Raw genomic sequence first — 16,920 nt, 5'->3', positions numbered from 1 at the left:
CGCAGCGCTGCCTCTTGTTGGTGCAACGCACATATAAGCCCGCCGCACCGCAGCAGGAGTCGCAAGGTCAAGCACCAGACCTGCGCAAATCGCATACCGCGCTTAAGAAATCGCCAACCTTTCCGAATGGTCATACTTTGGGCGCATGCACGGCCATCGCCCGAACGCACGAAGGGCGCCCCGCCGGCCAGCGGGGCGCCCTTGTCGTCTAAACGGAGGCTCGGGCCTCAGTAGAACGGGCGCGGACCGTAGAAGCCGTAGGGCCGGTAGAAGGGACGCGGCCGGACATAGCCATATCCGCCATAATAGACAGGCCGGCGCCAATGCCCGTAGTGGCGGGGACCCCAGCCCCAGTTGGGACGGCAGATGCCCCAGGGGTTGGGATGAAAGCCGGGGCCGCAGCCGCCCGCAGCCTCGGCGGAGCCCGCGAGCCCCAGACCGCCGGCGATCGCGGCGGCCATAACGAGCGCCTTCGCGCGCGGTGCGCTCAGAATCGTCATGACTGGATCTCCTCAATGCGTCCGGCGGATCGGCAGCCGGTCGATGGAGACTCGGCTCCGCCACCTGAACCGACGCTGAGCCGGAAGTTGGATCCGGTACAGGCTCGCGGCGGCGTCCCGGCAACGCCGTCCGCGCCGGGACGGTTGCATGACGCGCCGGACCGAAGCCGCGGTGCCGGCTCCGGCCGGTCAGTGCAGAGACGGTGCGCGCAGGAATCGCTCCCGGTCCGCGGAGACGAGGGCGAGCTTCACGCTGCGTCCCTCGCGGCGGACGGTGAGCGGCACCCGCACCCCCGCCTCGCCGAGCGCCCAGACGCTGCGGAACAGGGCGGCGAGATCCGCCACCGGCTCGCCCGCCACCGCCTCGATTACGTCGCCGCCCTGCAGGCCGCCCGTCTCGGCCGGGCCGCCATCGGCGAGCCCCATCACCACGATGCCCTCCTCGCTCTCCGTGGCGTAGAGGCCGAGCCACGGCCGCGGCGCCCGGTCCGCGCGCCCGCGCGTCGCGAGATCGTCGAGGATCGGCGGCAGCAGGTCGATGGGCACCACCATGTTGATCGGACGTGCCCCGCCGGGGCCGCCCTGCTGCAATTGCAGCGAGCCGATGCCGAGCAGCTCGCCCTGAGGGCCGATCAGCGCGGTGCCGCCCCAGTGCGGGTGCGCCGGAGCGGTGAACAGGGCCTCGTCCAGCACGTATTCCCAGTATCCGGCGAATTCCTGCCGAGCGACGATTTCGACGGCGACACAGCGCTGACGCCCGCCCGCCCCCGCCAGCACCGCCCGGTCGCCGGTCCTCAGGCCGGCTGAGCGGCCCAGCGGCAGGGGCGGTACGCCGAGGTCGCCCAGCGCCTGGACCAGACCGAAGCCGGTGGCGGCGTCGAAGCCGAGCACGTGGCCCGGCACCGAGCGGCCCTCCCGGGTTGTGAGCCAGATGCTCTCGGCCTCGGTGACGAGGTAGCCGATGGTGAGCACCAGCCCGTCCTCGCGGATCACGACGCCGTTGCCGGCGCGCTCGGTGCCGAGCGTCTCGGCCGTGAAGGCGCCCTCCGGCACCCGCGCCGACAGGGCGAGCACCGCCGAGAGCGCCCGGTCGAGGTCGTAGGTGTAATCCGCGGGCCTGGGCTGGGCCTGCGCGGGGATCTTCCACTCGCCCTGCGTCGCCATGGGTATCCTTCGGCTCGTCCGTCCGCACCCGGGCCGGAACCGGGCGCGCGAAAGGGCACAAGATAGGATGTCTGCGCCGTCCGCGACACCCGCGGGACAGCACCTGCACGCCATTCGCCGCACGGGCACGAACGAAAACCGCCCGGCCGCGGGGCCGGGCGGTGCGCCGTCCGGAGGGACGGCGATCGGGAGATCCGGACCCTCCCGCCGCGGGGCGGCGGGAGACCGGCGTCTCAGTACTTGCGGACCAGCGGGGCCGGGATCGGCGACGCGGCCGGGGCCGGCGAGTAGAGCGGCACGATCAACCGGATCCAGCCGTCGGTGGAGTAATCGGCGCGGGCGCTTCTGAACGGCGTGGCGGCGATCTGCGCGCCGGTGACCACGTCGCGGGCGACGTAGGCCTGCACGGTGAAGACCTTGAAGTCGTAGCCGATCAGGCCACCCAGAGCGAAGCGGCCGCGGTTGCCGACCGCCGCGCTGAACTGGCTGATGTCGAAGTTGTAGGTGCCGTAGCCGACGGCGCCGATCTCGAAGTTGCCGAACTTCTTCGTCGCGGTGAGGTCGAAGTTCAGGGCGTCCGACAGGCGCAGCGGTCCGATGGCGGCGCCGACCTGACCGGGGAAGCGGCCGGGCGAGTCGTAGATGTTGGCGGTCAGGTTGGCGGTGAGGTTCCAGCCGTCGCCGGTGTAGCTGCCGGCGATGCCGAAGCGGTAGGTGTTCGAGGAGAGCTGCGGCAGGATCGGCGTGCCGACCGGGCTGACGCCGAAGGGCGAGGCCGGGTTGCGGACGAAGCCGCCGTTGAACAGCGAGCCGCGATCACCGTCGAGGTCGTTCAGATACACGCCGCCGAGCAAGCTGACGCCGAAGTTGCTGCCGAGGTCGAACGCCCAGATGCCGCCGACAAAGGTGCCGACGTTGATCGAGATGTCCTTGTTGCCCACGCCGGCCGGGTTGCGGGTGAAGGCGAACACGGTCGGGGGCGCGACGAGCAGCTCGACGCGGCCGCCGAGCGGCACCAGCGGGGTCGACCAGACCAGGACCGGGATGTTGACGGCTGTGTCGGGGTCGTACCGGCCATCGGTGCGGCGGTACGTGAACGTGTTGATGGCGTAGATGCCTTCCGGCAGCGGCGCGCCGACGGCGAGGCCGACCTGCTCGCCCGGCACCGTCGTGGTCTGCGCCTGCGCGATCGTCGAGGTCATGCCGACCGTGAGCGCGACCGTGCCGGCCGCGAGCCAGTTCTTCATCATTTTTTCATTCCTTCCCAAGGTCCCAAGGCATCCGTCCCGCATTCGGCACTTCCCTGCCGGTCTGCTCGCCTATCGCGGCTGCCGGCTTCGGACCTGCCGAGCGCCCCCACGGAGCCCGCCCGTCTCAACGTCTGCGACTATTCTACAGAGACCTGGAGAAAGACAGTGGAATGCTCGCCGAAACGCCAAAACCGGCCGAACCGTTGCGCAAAAGCCGCATTTTTGCGGCGATGCAACACTGTCCACAAGACCGGCCCGAAACACCCCGTCCGGCAAAATATCGTTGAACGGTCAAGCTGTTGTCCCCCGGATTCGCGGGAGAATCCGGCAAGCGCGGGCAGACCATCGGGCAGCCCGGCGGATCGGGCGGCTAGGCCGGAACCGAGGGCCGGAGCGACCTGCGCCGGGCCCGGATCATGGGTCGCCGGCTCGAATCACCGGGTCGGACGGGCGACCGGGGCAGGTCGGCGAGCCGGAACCCGGCAGAATGTGCCGCCTCGGCTCCGACCGTGTCTTCAGCCCGGCCTTCGGACGCGCCGGACTATTCGGCGGCGCTGCGGCGGCTGGCCTGCGGGGCGGGGCGCCGCTCCAGCACCTCGCGCAGGAACCGACCGGTATGGCTCGCCGTCGACCGGGCGATCGCCTCCGGCGTGCCCTGCGCCACCACCCGGCCGCCGCCGTCGCCGCCCTCGGGACCCATGTCGATCACCCAGTCGGCGGTCTTGATCACTTCGAGGTTGTGCTCGATCACCACGACCGTGTTGCCCTGTTCGACAAGCTCGTGGAGCACCTCCATGAGCTTGGCGACGTCGTGGAAGTGCAGGCCGGTGGTCGGCTCGTCGAGGATGTAGAGGGTGCGCCCGGTGGCTCGCTTCGACAGCTCCTTGGAGAGCTTCACCCGCTGGGCCTCGCCCCCCGACAGAGTGGTGGCCTGCTGGCCGACATGGACGTAGTGCAGGCCGACCCGCTTCAGGGTCTCGAGCTTGTCGCGGATCGCCGGCACCGCCTTGAACAGCTCGGCCGCCTCCTCGACGGTGGAATCGAGCACGTCGGCGATGGACTTGCCGCGATACTTCACCTCCAGGGTCTCGCGATCGTAGCGCTTGCCCTTACAGACGTCGCAGGTGACGTAGACATCCGGCAGGAAGTGCATCTCGATCTTGATGACGCCGTCGCCCGAGCAGGCCTCGCAGCGCCCGCCCTTGACGTTGAAGGAGAAGCGGCCGGGCTGGTAGCCGCGGGCCTTGGCCTCCGGCAGGCCCGCGAACCAGTCGCGGATCGGCGTAAAGGCGCCGATATAGGTGGCGGGGTTCGAGCGCGGGGTGCGCCCAATCGGCGACTGGTCGATGTCGATGACCTTGTCGAGGTGCTCCAGCCCCTCCAGCCGCCCGTAGGGGGCCGGGTGCTCCAGGGCGCCGTTCAGCTTCTTGGCCACCGCCTTGTAGAGCGTGTCGATCACCAGGGTGGACTTGCCGCCCCCCGAGACGCCGGTGATGCAGGTGAAGGTGCCGAGCGGGATCTCGACATCCACGTCCTTGAGATTGTTGCCCCGGGCACCGAACAGCCCGAGCTTGCCCTTCCGGCCCTTGCGACGCGCGGTCGGGGTCCGGACCGACATCTCGCCCGTGAGGTACTTGGCGGTGAGCGAGGCCGGGTTGGCCAGCACCTCCGCGGGCGTCCCTTGCGCGATGATCTCGCCGCCGTGGATGCCGGCGCCCGGGCCGACATCGACCACGTAATCGGCCTGCAGGATCGCGTCCTCGTCGTGCTCGACCACGATCACCGAATTGCCGAGGTCGCGCAGGCGCTTGAGCGTGCCGAGCAGCCGCTCGTTGTCGCGCTGGTGCAGGCCGATCGAGGGCTCGTCCAGCACGTAGAGCACGCCGGTGAGCCCGGAGCCGATCTGCGAGGCCAGCCGGATGCGCTGGCTCTCGCCGCCCGAGAGCGAGCCCGAACCGCGGGCAAGCGTCAGGTATTCCAGGCCGACATCCACCAGGAACGTCAGCCGGTCGCGGATTTCTTTCAAAATTCGGGCCGCGATCTCGTTCTGCTTCGCCGTCAGCTTGTCCGGCAGCTCCGAGAACCAGCGGTGCGCCTCGCTCACCGAGAGGGCCGTGACGTCGGCGATGTCCGCCATGGCGACCTTCACGGCCAGCGCCTCGGGCTTCAGCCGCTTGCCGCCGCAGGCGGCGCAGGGCGTCTCGCTCATGAAGCGCCCGATCTCCTCCCGGACGGCGTCCGAGTCGCTCTCCTTGTAGCGGCGCTCCAAGTTCGGGATCACGCCCTCGAAGGGCTTGTTGACCGTGTACTTGCGCAACCCGTCGTCGTAGGCGAAGCGGACCGCCTGCTTGCCCGAGCCGTACAGCACGATGGCGCGGGCCGTCTCCGACAGGCTCTGCCAGGGGACGCTCGTCTTGAAGCCGAAATGCTCGGCCAGCGCCTCCAGGGTCTGGCCGTAATAGGGCGAGGTCGACTTCGCCCAGGGTCCGACCGCGCCGCGCTTCAGGCTCAAGGCCGGATCGGAGATCACCAGCTCGGGGTCGATCCGCATCTCGTGGCCGATGCCGCTGCAGGTCGGGCAGGCGCCGAACGGGTTGTTGAACGAGAACAGCCGCGGCTCGATCTCCGCGATGGTGAAGCCCGACACGGGACAGGCGAAGCGCGACGAGAAGGTGATGCTCCGGGGCTCCTCGCCCTCAGGGGCATCCGCGAAGACGATCTCGGCGATGCCGTCGGCGAGTTCCAAGGCGGTCTCGAAGGAATCGGCGAGCCGCGAGGCGATGTCCGCGCGGACGACGATGCGGTCGACCACCACGTCGATGTCGTGCTTGAACTTCTTGTCGAGCTTGGGCACGTCGTCGATTGGGTAGTACTCCCCGTCGACGCGCAGCCTCTGGAAGCCCTTCTTCTGGTACTCGGCGATTTCCTTCCTGTATTCGCCCTTCCGACCGCGGACCACCGGGGCGAGCAGGTAGAGCCGGGTCTTCTCCGGCAGCTCCAGCACCCGGTCGACCATCTGCTGGACGGTCTGGCTCTCGATCGGCAGGCCGGTGGCGGGCGAGTAGGGGATGCCGGTCCGCGCCCAGAGCAGGCGCATGTAGTCGTAGATCTCGGTGACCGTCCCCACGGTGGAGCGGGGGTTCTTGGAGGTGGTCTTCTGCTCGATGGAGATGGCCGGCGAGAGCCCGTCGATCTGGTCGACATCGGGCTTGGACATCATCTCCAGGAACTGGCGGGCATAGGCCGAGAGCGACTCGACGTAGCGGCGCTGCCCCTCGGCGTAGATCGTGTCGAAGGCGAGCGACGACTTGCCCGAGCCCGAGAGCCCGGTGAACACCACGAGCTTGTCCCGGGGGATCGTCAGGTCGACGTTCTTGAGGTTGTGCTCCCGGGCGCCGCGGATCGCGATGACCCGCCGGTCCTCGCCGGCCGCCGGCGCGGCGTCGAACAGGGCCTCCAGCTTGGCGTCGATGGCGGCCTCCGCGGCCGCCTCGGGCCGGGCGGCGGGGTGTTCGGATTTCGCGCGGGCCGGCTTGAGCTGGGATGTCTTGGCGACGGAGGCCTTCGGAGCCTTCGGAGCCGCCTTGGCGGCGGCTTTCGGAGCGGCTTGGGCGGCGCCGGCGCGGCTTGCGGCACGACTTCCAGCTTGGGCTTTGGCCATGAGGGCGGCGGTCTTTCGAAGCGTCGACGCAGTCGGATCGGATTCCGGATCGGATTCGCGCGCGGGCCAGCCGCCGCTCCGACACATGTCGAGCCTGATGGGGCCGACGGCAAGGTGGGGGCCGGCGGGACGCAGGCCCGTCATGCGCCGCCCTTGCTAGAACGAAACGCGTACGGCGGCAACCGCTCCGTGAGAACGTGGATCATTGTTTTCGCCCGAAGCGGAATGATCCGGCCCGGCTCCCGATCACGGTGCGACGTTCACGGCAGGCGCCCGCGGGTCTTGGGTGCCGCTCCTCCAAAACTCTCCCTCATCCTTCGAGGCTGCTGCGCAGATCCTCAGGATGAGGTGGGAGGTGGGAGGTGGGATGGAGCTGCCGCGCCGGCGTGCAGGCTCTCACGACGGTCTATGCCGCGCACGATCACGGCGTGGCGGGAATCGACCCGCGGGATGCTCATGGCCCATCTGAAACTGGCAAGCTTCGATGTTGCACCGCGGAAGTCGAGGCCCCACGTCGCTGGGACCCGCTCTCAGACTCTCCTCGCAGACAGGTGCCGATGCCAGCACTCGACCTGACGGACCCGGTCGCCCTCCGCGGAGCCGGAGACCAGACCGCCGCCCGCGTGCAGAGGCTGGCCACGCGGCTGCTGTTCCTGATCGTCGGGATCGCCAACGCCACCTGGGCACCCCTGGTGCCGCTGGTGAAGGCGCGCGCCGGCCTGGACGAGGCCGGGCTCGGCCTGCTGCTCCTCACCTTCGGCATCGGCTCGATCCTGGCCATGCCGAGCGCCGGGGCGGCGGCAGCGCGGCTCGGCTTCCGGCCGGTCCTGCTCGCCGGCACGCTGGCGCTCGGCCTCGCCTTGCCGGTGCTGGCTACAGGCTCGGGACTCATGCCGCTCACTCTGGCGCTGCTGCTGTTCGGGGCCGGGATGGGGGCGGTGGACTGCGTCATGAACCTACAGGCCGTCGTCGTGGAGCGCGCGGGCGGGCGCCCGATGATGTCGGGCTTCCACGGCCTCTACAGCCTCGGCTGCATCCTGGGGGCGCTGCTCGCCAGCGGTCTGCTGGCCGCCGGGTTCGGCGCGGGCTGGAGCGTGCTGATCCTGGTCGGGGGCATCGCGGGCCTGTTCGCGGCGGCCTGGCCGGGGATCCTGCGGACCGACAGGGCAGGGGGCAGCGGCGGCCCCGCCTTCGCGCTGCCCCGCGGCCCGGTGCTGGTACTGGGCCTGCTCTGCTTCGTGGTGTTCCTCACCGAGGGCTCGGCCCTCGACTGGAGCGCGGTGTTCCTGATCCAGCAGCGCGGTCTCGATCCGGCCTGGGCGGCGCTGGGCTACGCGGCCTTCTCGGTGGCGATGACCGCCGGTCGGCTTACCGGTGACCGGGTGGTGGCCCGGCTCGGCCGGCGGAGCGTGGTGGTCCTCGGCGGTCTGTTGGCGGCGGCCGGACTCGCGCTCTCGGTCCTGGTCCCGGCCTGGGAGGCAGCGCTCGCCGGCTACGCCCTGGTCGGGGCGGGATGCGCCAACATCGTCCCGGTCCTGTTCACGGCGGCCGGCCGCCAGACCGCGATGCCCGAGAGCGTGGCGGTGCCGGCGGTGACGACGCTGGGCTACGCCGGGGTGCTGGCAGGCCCGGCGCTGATCGGCTTCGCCGCGCAGGCCCTGGGCCTGTCCGGGGCGCTCCTGATCGTGGCGGCCCTGCTCCTCGGCGTAGCTGCGGCCGGCCGGTCCCTGCGAGGCTGAGGCCAGATCCGCGCCGCCCTCAGGCCTCGGCGTTGCGCGCCATGAAGGTCGCCGGGGTGCCATCCTCCGGGTTCACGAAGATGATGTCGGTGGGCGCCCGCCGGGGCGTGGCAATCGACAGGAACACCACCGGCTCCCCGGGCTCGATCTCCGGCATCGCGTGGATCGTGCCCTTTTCGAAGAACAGGAGCTGGCCGGGGCCGAACGTCGTCACGGCGGCCGGGTCGCCCAGCCAGACCCGGCCCCGACCGGAGAGGCAGTAGAGGTACTCGTCGCAGGTGGCGTGATAGTGGGGCGGGGTCGGCCGGTAGACCCGGAAGGCCCGGGCGCTCGCGGCCTTCCGGTTGGTCAGGTAGGTGTCGACCAGGAGAGTCTGGGCGCTGTCGGGCAGAGCTGCCGCCAGCGCCGCCACGTCGAAGATGCCGGTCCCCGCCGCCTCCGCCATCGCGTCCTCCTCAGTTCGAGAAGCCTTCGAGCCCGATCTTGCCCTTGGCGCGCCCGCCCTCGATCAGCGCATGGGCACGCCGCAGGTTCGCGGCGTCGATCCGCCCGTAATGCTCACCCGGGGTGGTGCGCAGGCGTCCCGCATCAACGAGGCGGGCGACCTCGTCGAGGAGCGCGCCCTGGGCGGCGATGTCCTGTGTGCCGAACATCGAGCGCGTGAACATGAACTCCCGGTGCAGCGACAGGCTCTCGCGCTTGAGGAGCGCGTCATCGAAGCGCTCGGGGTCGTCGATCAGGGCGAGCCGCCCTTGCAGGGCGATCAGGTCAACGATCGCGGCGAGGTGGGCGTCAGTGTCGGTGGTGGAGACAACGAGGCCCGGCGCCCCGCGCCCCAGGGCCGCCACCTCGGCGGCCAGGGGCTCGGAATGGTCGACGACATGGTGGGTGCCGAGATCCCGGCCACCGTGGGGGTGCTTGCCGTGCAGGTCTAGGCGACCGGCTGACCGCGGGGGTCCCGAATCGGTCCGCTCAGTCGGGAATCGCGAAGCCGATCGACAGGCACACGACAGCCATCGCGGTCAGGGCCATGGCGGCCTGCCGGACCTGATACCAGCGGGCGCAGCGTGCCCGCTCCTCGGTGGAGGCCCCCAGGCACAACTCGTCGTCGAACCCCTTCACGAAGGATTCGAAGCTCGGAAAGGCGCGCCGCGCGAGCCACAGCCATACGCCGACGGCGATCAGGCCGAGTGCCCAGCCCCCGTAGGTAAACGTATCGTCCAGCATCCGGCGCACGCCATCCAGCCTACGCCCCCCTCGGGCTTCACTCTACGCGAGGTTGCGGAAATTGCCTAGGTTGGAGGCGGCATGCGGGGCCGCCTCTTGGTTTCCGAACGTGTCCGGGACGGCGCTTCAGGCCGGCGTCCGGCCCAGCGCGTAGAGGGTGATGGCGGCCGCGTTCGAGACGTTGAGGCTGCGGATCGCCCCCGAGAACGGGATCCGGGCGAGGACGTCGCAGCAGCTCCGGGTCCGCTCGCGCAGACCCTTGCCCTCGGCGCCCAGCACGATCACCAGCGGCCGGGCGATCGTCAGGGCATCGAGGCTCTCCGGTGCGTCGGAATCGAGCCCGACCCGGGTGAAGCCCCGCTCGCCCAAGGCGATCAGCGCCTCGGCGAGGTTCCGGACGGTCACGAACGGGACGTGCTCCAGCCCGCCGGAGGCGGATTTCGCCAGGACCCCGGTGGCGCCCGGCGCATGGCGCGCCGTGGTGACGATCCCAGCGACCCCGAAGGCCGCGGCGGTGCGCACGATAGCCCCGACATTGTGGGGATCGGTGATCTGGTCCAGCGCCAGCAGCAGGGCGTCGACCGGCAGGTCGTCGAGGCCGGGGGCGGGCAGGGGCTCCGCCTCGAGATACAAGCCCTGATGGACGGCGTCCGGTCCGAGCAGGCGGCCGATCTCGCTCGGCCGCACCAGCTCGGGGGCGATCCGCAAAGCGCCGCCGAATTCCGCCTCCAGACGGGCGGCGGCATTCTCGGTGGCGAGCAGCCGGTGCAGGCTCCGCGCCGTGTTGCCCAGCGCCTGCACCACCGGATGCCAGCCGTAGAGCACGGCCGATCCCGCGTGGCCGGGTTGCGGGCCTGGTTGGGCGCCGGTCTCGCGCCGCGGCCCGGTGAGGGCAGGGGGGCGGTTTCCGGACCGGAAACCCGGCCGCCGGGCACCCGGCGGGCGCGAATCGGGTGGGCGTCCGTCGTTGCGGCGGTCCTTCATGGGGACGCGATCGGGAAGCGGGGCATCGGCACGGCCTTCTCTGGAGTGACCGAGAAACCGGGCGGCATCGCCCGCGTCAAGTCGGCGGCACGGCCGGCAGCTGAGGCGACCGAACGGCTCCGGGCAGAGGCCGATCCCTCGGCGGCCTGTCCCGGGACCCGCGGGTGGCGCCCTATGTGGAAAAATCCGGATTATTCCCTTCTCGCCCTGTGAACACCGACGGGATCCGGGGTTCGTTCGTCAGAACGAACAGCGTGGTCCGCGCTAGGAAGATTATCTAGAAGACTCTTTCAGAGAGTCAGTTCGGCAGGTTATATGCCGTGCCGGATTTCATCGCCGACACAAAGGTTTGGGCTCGCTTCGCGTACCCGACTCTGCGTGGCTCCGCATCGAACTCTGCGCGGGCGCGTATCGGAGTCTGCGTCGAGCTGGCGGGCCGGCGTATCGGATTCTGCGCGATGGCGTATCGGATTCGGCGGCGATTCCCGCGGCACGCGGTGGATAACGGGGACGGAACGCACAGCCCCGGCCGTATCGGACTCTGCGTGCGCCGACACTGCCGCGCCGGCCCGTATCGAAGTCTGCGTGTCCCGCCCGAACACCCGCCCGGGAACCGTGGATTGCCGGGACAAGCCCGATCGGACCGGGGCTCCGGCGGGCGAATCGTGGCATGGCAGGATCGGGCCATCCTCCCGCCGCCCGGCGGGACGCGCGCCCGTGCGACTCGGGCCGAGGGGCGATGAGCATCGAGGAGAAGATCGCCGGGATCCACGATCCGGACCTGCGCGCGGAGGTCGAGGCGGCGCGGGGCGGCTTCCTGTTCGCTCAGATCGTCGAGCACGTGCTGCATCGCCAGCGCGAGCGCGACGCCCAGGCGGTCGTCCTGGGGGAGGAGGAGATCCGCCGCGCGGGGCTGTCGCGCGACCAGCGCCGCCGCGACGCGGTGCGCCTCGTGATCGAGAGCGAGCCGGCCCTGCCGTCGAGCCTCCAGCACATTCACTCGGTGCTGGCGCTGTGCGGCCTGCCCTATCGCGACCCCGGCCCGGTGCGGGAATTCTCCCGCACCTACGGGCGCAATTCCCTCAGCCTGATCGCCGGGCGGATCAAGGATCCGGAGACCGGCGCCTTCGCGCCGCAGGGGCTGCCCTACGGGCCGAAGGCCCGGCTGGTGCTGCTCCACCTCTGCACCGAGGCCGTGCGCCAGCGCAGCCCCACCGTGAAGGTCGCCGAGACCCTGTCGGGCTTCATGCGCGAGATGGGCTTCGCGGTCACCGGGGGCGAGCGCGGCACGATCCGGCAGTTCAAGGAGCAGCTGAACCGGCTCGCCGCCTGCTCCATGCAGATCGGCCTCTGGGACGGGCGCGACAGCGCCACCACCCTCAACGTCCCGCCGTTCCGCAGCCTGGAATTGTGGCGTCCCCGCGCCGGCGAGGGCGACGAGGAGGCGGGGCGCACGGTGCGCTTCGACCCCGAATTCTACGAGACCCTGATCCGGCACGCCCTGCCGGTGGACGTGCGGGCGGCTCGGGCCTTCTCGGGCTCGGCGCGCAAGCTCGACCTGCTGTTCTGGACCGGCTACCGGCTGCGGTCGCTGCAGCGCCCGCTGCGGTTGACCTGGAACAACCTGCACGCGCAGTTCGGGGCCGAGAACGCCTCGATCCGCAGCTTCCGGCAGGCCTTCAAGGCGGATCTGGCGCATCTGCGCGAGGTCTTCCCGCGCCTGCCGATGGTGCTCGACGACGGCGGCCTGACCCTGCATCCGGCCGATCCGGGAACGCTGCTGGTTCCACCGCGACCGGCGTCAAAGGGAATACGGGGCCGGCGCCAGGGAATATAGATCGCCGCTTCGGAATAGAATTTATTCCCTACAGTCTCAGACTGCGCTGCCATCATCAGGGAATTGTGTTCCCAACGGTTTCGGAACAGGATATATGTTCCATCCGGATTGAGGGAACGTCCCGTGGGTCTATCGGAAGCCGAGATCGAGGCGCGGCTTGCCGTGCTGCGGCGCCAGCGCGAGGCGCTCGATCGGGAGATCGCGGATATGGTTCTCTACCTTGAACTCGGCCGTCGTCTGGGCGCCGTCGGGACGGTTCCCGACCCCCGGGGCGACGGCGGGCCCGCCCCGGCGGGTGAAGTCCTCGGGCAGAGGACCGGCGCGGAGCCGGTGCCGCTGCGGGATGCCGCTTCGCCGCAGCCGGCCGGGACGTGGAGCCCGCCTCCGGTCCGACCCGGGCCGCCTCTGGACGAGGTCCCTGTGCCCCGCGGGGGCCGGATCTCCGGTCGCCGTTCCGAGCTCCCGGCCGACGGACAGGCAGCACCCGGAACGATCCCGCCGGCGATCGCCTTCACGGAGGATGCGGCCGGTGCCCGCCGCTACGGTCGGGCCCTCGTGAACGCTGCCTGTGGGGCGATCACGGAGGCGGGCCGCCCGCTGCACGCGGCCGAAATCCTGGAGATCCTCCTGGCCCGGGGCTTCACCCTGCCGGGCCGGGATCCGGTGGCGGCCCTCAACACCCGCCTGTGGAAGCGGGCCGGCCCGGGCGGACCCCTGCGGCGGGTCGGCGAGGCCACCTACGCCCTGGCGGTGTCACCGGGCGCGGAACCGGCCTGAGCAGCGACGGACCGGGTCGCAGGCGGGTCACGAAGACGTGACGGTGCGCCGCCCGGCCTTCCGCGTCATCCATATTGGGGTCGCACAGGGGCGGGAAACCTGCTCCGAACTGTCCCGTGCCCTGGCGCGACCCGGCGCCGGCGGCGGGCGGGTGTCTGGCGGGGGAGGTCGGGATGTCCGGACTGCGCATGGATCGAGGCAGCCCAGGGGCAGGCCGTCGCGGCCTGGACCGGATCGCCGGGGGCAGGCGGTGACGGCTTCCTTCACGGCGCCGGCCGCGCAGCTCTGCGCCTTCGTGCTGGGCTGCGCGGTGATCCACGCGGCTCGCGCGCATGCGGAGATCCTGACGCGGGTGCTCGCCGCCGCGGCCGTCGCAGCGGCCGTGCTGGTGCTGCTCGTCGCCTGCCTCGACTACACGCCGGGGGCCGGCGAGACCTACGACGAGATCTCGGTCTACGCAGCCTCCTGAACCGGCCGGGACAGGCGGCGCCCGCCGGTCCGGTTCAGTTGACCAGGCAGAAGCCGGCGCCGGTGCCGACCCGGCGCTCCTGCGCGCACCAGGGCTTGGACACCCCGGTGGGGGGGTTCAGGTCGGCGACGGTCTGGGCCGCGCCGGGCTCCGCGCTGCGGAGCGTGAAGCTGCCGAGAGGCCCGCCTCCCTGTTCCGGGCTGCGCTGCGGAGTGTTGGGGCTCGCGGCCACCGGCTGCCCCAGATCGGGCGGGCTCACGGTTGCGAGTCCGGGCCCATCTTGCGCGGCGGCGGCGACGCAGAGGGCCAGGCAGGCGGCCGGCGTTGCGAGGAACCTGAGCATCGACGAAGCTCCTGCCGAGAACGATCCGCCGGCCGGTCCCGCGCGGCGGGTCGGCCGGACCGGTCGCGTATGACCGAATCTCGTTAAGGCAGCGCGAAGATTCACGCTTAACCGGCTCCGAAGATCGCGCCGCCCGGTCACTGCGGCCAGCGGCAGATCGGGCTGCCGGTGCCCGGCGCCCCGGGGTCCCGGTCGAAGCGGGTCCGCGGCTCGTCTTGCCTGCGCGACCGCCGCGGCGGTCGCGCGCAGGATTTCGGCGCCGGCGGCGACCGCGTGGCGCGCCCGTCAGGATCTCGCCCCGCTCCATGCAGGCCTCCGCCCGGCATCAGGCCGGCGCGGAAGCTGCCGGGGATCCCGACCTCACGCTCACGCCGCCTGCCTGCGGCCGCCGACGCACGAATCCTGGGCCACGGAATCCTGGGCCACGGGCATGTCGGCCTCCCCGATCGGCCGGAAGCGCCCGCTCAAGCCGTCATAGGCCAAGAGCGCGCCGGTCTCGATCTCGAAGAACCAGCCGTGCAGGCGCAAGGACCCCTTGGCGAGGGCGGCCGCGACGCTCGGATGGGTGCGCAGGTTGGAGAGCTGCACCACCACGTTCTCCAGGGCCAGGGCGTGGTGGCGCGCCTTCGCGTCCATCCCCTCGGGATAAGCCTCGCAGACGATGCGCTCGGCGGCCGCCGCGTGGTGCAGCCAGGCCGCAACGCTGGGCATCCGCGCCACGAGGTCCCGGTTCATCAGGCCCTTCATGGCGCCGCAATCGGAATGGCTGCAGACGACGACGTCGCGCACGCCGAGCGCCACCACGGCGTACTCGATCGCCGAGGAGACGCCGCCGACCACGTCGGAGGCCGGGGGCACGATGTTGCCGGCGTTGCGGCAGACGAACAGCTCGCCCGGCCCGGCCTGGGTGATGTGCTCGGGGGAGACGCGGGAAGCCGCGCAGGCGATGATCAGCGCGCTCGGATGCTGACCGTCGCGCACGAGCTGCTGGTACATCTGCCGCTGGCCGGGGAAGACATGGCCCTGGAAGGTGGCGATGCCCTGGATGAGGGTGTTCATGGCGGGAACTCCGAAGCTGGGACGGCGAGGGGCCCTGGGGCTCGGCCGCGCGCCCGGAAGGGCAGGCCGGACGGGAGCGTGAGGATGCCGGGGGCCGGCTGTGCGGCCCGGACGCCCAGCGGGAATCGATCCCACCGTGCGGGACCGCGACCCCGTCCTCGATCCTCGGAGCGCCGAGGAGCTGGCCGGTGCGCCGGCGCTGCGGAGGGAGCGCGCGCGGGTCGTGGGCGGGACCGGCGACGGAGGAGCCCCTCTGGCCGCCGACGGGTTGACGGCCTCCGTCGCCCGCGCCCGCCTGGGCCGCTCCGGGCAGCGCCACGGCGTTGGCCAAGGTGTCGGCCGGGAGGCCACGCAAGGCCGAGAGCCGGGAAGTGCCGGGCGCCTGCGCGCGTCATCGCGTTCCCCCACGTGGTCGTCCTGAGGCGCGGGACACCGTGTCCCGTGCCGGCAGGTCGAGCACTAGCCAAGCTCGGCAGGATTTGATGTGCGCGTCGACCCTATAAACCGGTAAGATACGTCATCCTCATCTTTGATCTTACTGCGTGCGCGGACGCACGTCTTTGTCTCATCACGAAGCCGGCGGCGGAATCAAGACTCGCCGCCCATCCTGCGCGCGGGACGCCGGCCCGACGATGAGGCGTTCGGACACGTGGCCGTCCTCCTTGCGGAGCGAAGCTGTCCCTCGCCTCGCGCCGTCCTGGGTCGTCTCGCCGCGCAGGCGATGGCGGGTGGGCGCGGCCGACCGGGGAAGGCGAGCGGAAGCGGATCAGGCCCGCCCGGCCCGGAGACGCCGCGGCGGGGCCGCGTCGGCCTCCGCGCGCCCGGGGACGGGCAGGGGGCTCGCCGCCACATAGACGAACCCCTCAGCCTCGTAGGCGAGGCTGGCGGTGTTCCGCCCGGCGAAGCCCCGCTCCAGCAGGCGGGTGCCGAAGCCGCTCCGCGACGGCGGCGCGACCGGGGGCCCGCCCCGCTCGCGCCAGGTCATCCGCAGGATCCGGGCGCCCGGCCCGGTCTCCAGCGCCCAGGCCAGCGCCGCCCGGCCGCCCGGAACCGAGAGGGCGCCGTGCTTGACCGCGTTGGTGCACAACTCGTGCAGGATCATCGTGAGGGCCAGCGCCACCGCGGGCGGCACCCGCAGGTCGGGTCCCTCCAGGGTGATGCGCACCGCCTCCTCGCCGGGCGAGGCCGGGCTCAGGAAGGGGCGCACGGCCTGGCCGGCGATGCCCCGCAGATCGGCGCTCGCCCAGCTCTCGCGCGTCAGGATGTCGTGGGCGCGCGAAAGAGCGAGCAGCCGTGCCTCGAAGGCGTCGCGTCCGGCCGCGGCGCCGCTGCCGAGATTCTTCAGGCTCTGCGCTGCCATCGACTGCACGGTGGCCAGGGTGTTCTTCACCCGGTGGTTGAGTTCGTCGATCAGGAGCCGGTGGGCCTCCGCGCGCCGGGTCAGCTCCTCCGCGGCCGCACTCAGGGCGTCGGCGATCATCGCACCCTCCCGAACGGGGGAGCGGGGAAGCGGGGGCAGCGGCCGGTCCCGGCCCAGCGCGCCCGCGGCCGCCGCCAGCTCCCGCAGGGGACGGGCGATCAGGCCGGCGAGCAGCCACGCGAGGAGCGCCGCCGCGAGCGCCACGGTGCTGCCCGTCGCCAGGATGCTCCAGCGTAGGGCCGTCACCGAGGCCAGGGCCCGGTCGGCCGTCTGGCGCACCACCACCTGCCAGCCGAGGCCGGGATAATCGCGGTAGCCGGCCGTGCGCGCGCTGGCGCTGAGATAGGCGGCGGTGCCGTCGGGCCAGGGGCCGACCCGGCTCGTGCCCTGCGCATCCAGGGGACGCCCGTCCGCCGGAAGCGCCCGGGGCACGGGGGCGCCCTGCTGGGCGGCCGGTCCGAGCAGCACGGTGCCGTCGCGGGACAGGATC

General features: G+C 71.5%; 14 protein-coding genes and 1 pseudogene. 4 read left to right on the top strand and 11 right to left on the bottom strand.

What is annotated here, in order from left to right:
• Positions 1-227: 227 nt before the first annotated feature.
• The 4 genes from ACYCO6_RS14485 to uvrA all read right to left on the bottom strand — a co-directional run bounded on the left by ACYCO6_RS14485 (position 228) and on the right by uvrA (position 6,575).
• Complete coding sequence (locus tag ACYCO6_RS14485) at positions 228-500, bottom strand: GCG_CRPN prefix-to-repeats domain-containing protein (protein ID WP_459772438.1); 273 nt, start codon at positions 498-500, stop codon at positions 228-230.
• 189 nt (positions 501-689) lie between these two features.
• Positions 690-1,664, bottom strand: a complete 975-nt coding sequence (locus ACYCO6_RS14480) for a S1C family serine protease (RefSeq protein WP_459772437.1) — start codon at positions 1,662-1,664, stop codon at positions 690-692.
• 233 nt (positions 1,665-1,897) lie between these two features.
• The gene (locus tag ACYCO6_RS14475) at positions 1,898-2,914 is read right to left on the bottom strand and encodes a transporter family protein (protein WP_459772436.1); all 1,017 of its coding nucleotides are present in this window, start codon (positions 2,912-2,914) and stop codon (positions 1,898-1,900) included.
• Between the two features lie 541 nt (positions 2,915-3,455).
• On the bottom strand, positions 3,456-6,575 hold the full coding sequence (gene uvrA / locus ACYCO6_RS14470) for an excinuclease ABC subunit UvrA (RefSeq protein WP_459772435.1): 3,120 nt from the start codon (positions 6,573-6,575) through the stop codon (positions 3,456-3,458).
• A 557-nt stretch (positions 6,576-7,132) separates the two neighbouring features.
• On the opposite strand from uvrA, the gene ACYCO6_RS14465 reads away from it, so the two are divergent.
• On the top strand, positions 7,133-8,314 hold the full coding sequence (locus ACYCO6_RS14465) for an MFS transporter (RefSeq protein WP_459772434.1): 1,182 nt from the start codon (positions 7,133-7,135) through the stop codon (positions 8,312-8,314).
• 19 nt (positions 8,315-8,333) lie between these two features.
• Here ACYCO6_RS14465 and ACYCO6_RS14460 read toward each other — a convergent pair whose 3' ends face one another.
• The 4 genes and pseudogenes from ACYCO6_RS14460 to ACYCO6_RS14445 form a co-directional block, all read right to left on the bottom strand.
• Positions 8,334-8,759: a cupin domain-containing protein gene (locus tag ACYCO6_RS14460; protein ID WP_459772433.1), complete on the bottom strand. Its 426-nt coding sequence runs from the start codon at positions 8,757-8,759 to the stop codon at positions 8,334-8,336.
• Between the two features lie 10 nt (positions 8,760-8,769).
• Positions 8,770-9,216: pseudogene (locus ACYCO6_RS14455) on the bottom strand (zinc-binding dehydrogenase); the annotation flags it as partial.
• Positions 9,217-9,286: 70 nt separating this feature from the next.
• Entirely contained in the window at positions 9,287-9,541 is a 255-nt protein-coding gene (locus tag ACYCO6_RS14450) for a hypothetical protein (protein WP_459772432.1), read from the bottom strand.
• Between the two features lie 126 nt (positions 9,542-9,667).
• Positions 9,668-10,525, bottom strand: a complete 858-nt coding sequence (locus tag ACYCO6_RS14445) for a TrmH family RNA methyltransferase (protein ID WP_459772431.1) — start codon at positions 10,523-10,525, stop codon at positions 9,668-9,670.
• A gap of 739 nt (positions 10,526-11,264) precedes the next feature.
• Here ACYCO6_RS14445 and ACYCO6_RS14440 point away from each other — a divergent pair.
• From ACYCO6_RS14440 to ACYCO6_RS14430, 3 genes are all read left to right on the top strand, one after another.
• Positions 11,265-12,362, top strand: a complete 1,098-nt coding sequence (locus ACYCO6_RS14440; protein ID WP_459772430.1) for a replication protein RepA — start codon at positions 11,265-11,267, stop codon at positions 12,360-12,362.
• 123 nt (positions 12,363-12,485) lie between these two features.
• Positions 12,486-13,139: a hypothetical protein gene (locus ACYCO6_RS14435; RefSeq protein WP_459772429.1), complete on the top strand. Its 654-nt coding sequence runs from the start codon at positions 12,486-12,488 to the stop codon at positions 13,137-13,139.
• Positions 13,140-13,389: 250 nt separating this feature from the next.
• Positions 13,390-13,608 (top strand): hypothetical protein, encoded by a 219-nt coding sequence (locus ACYCO6_RS14430; protein ID WP_459772428.1) that lies wholly within the window; start codon positions 13,390-13,392, stop codon positions 13,606-13,608.
• 34 nt (positions 13,609-13,642) lie between these two features.
• On the opposite strand, the gene ACYCO6_RS14425 is transcribed toward ACYCO6_RS14430, so the two are convergent.
• From ACYCO6_RS14425 to ACYCO6_RS14415, 3 genes are all read right to left on the bottom strand, one after another.
• Positions 13,643-13,951, bottom strand: coding sequence for a hypothetical protein (locus ACYCO6_RS14425; protein WP_459772427.1), 309 nt, complete (start codon positions 13,949-13,951; stop codon positions 13,643-13,645).
• Positions 13,952-14,317: 366 nt separating this feature from the next.
• Entirely contained in the window at positions 14,318-15,010 is a 693-nt protein-coding gene (locus ACYCO6_RS14420; protein ID WP_459772426.1) for a carbonic anhydrase, read from the bottom strand.
• A 766-nt stretch (positions 15,011-15,776) separates the two neighbouring features.
• Positions 15,777-16,898: a sensor histidine kinase gene (locus ACYCO6_RS14415; RefSeq protein ID WP_459772425.1), complete on the bottom strand. Its 1,122-nt coding sequence runs from the start codon at positions 16,896-16,898 to the stop codon at positions 15,777-15,779.
• Between the last annotated feature and the right edge of the window lie 22 nt (positions 16,899-16,920).

The organism is Methylobacterium sp. CM6257, assembly GCF_054611515.1.
The sequence above is the reverse complement of the archived record's forward strand: the minus strand, read 5'-3'. Positions and strand labels throughout refer to the sequence as shown.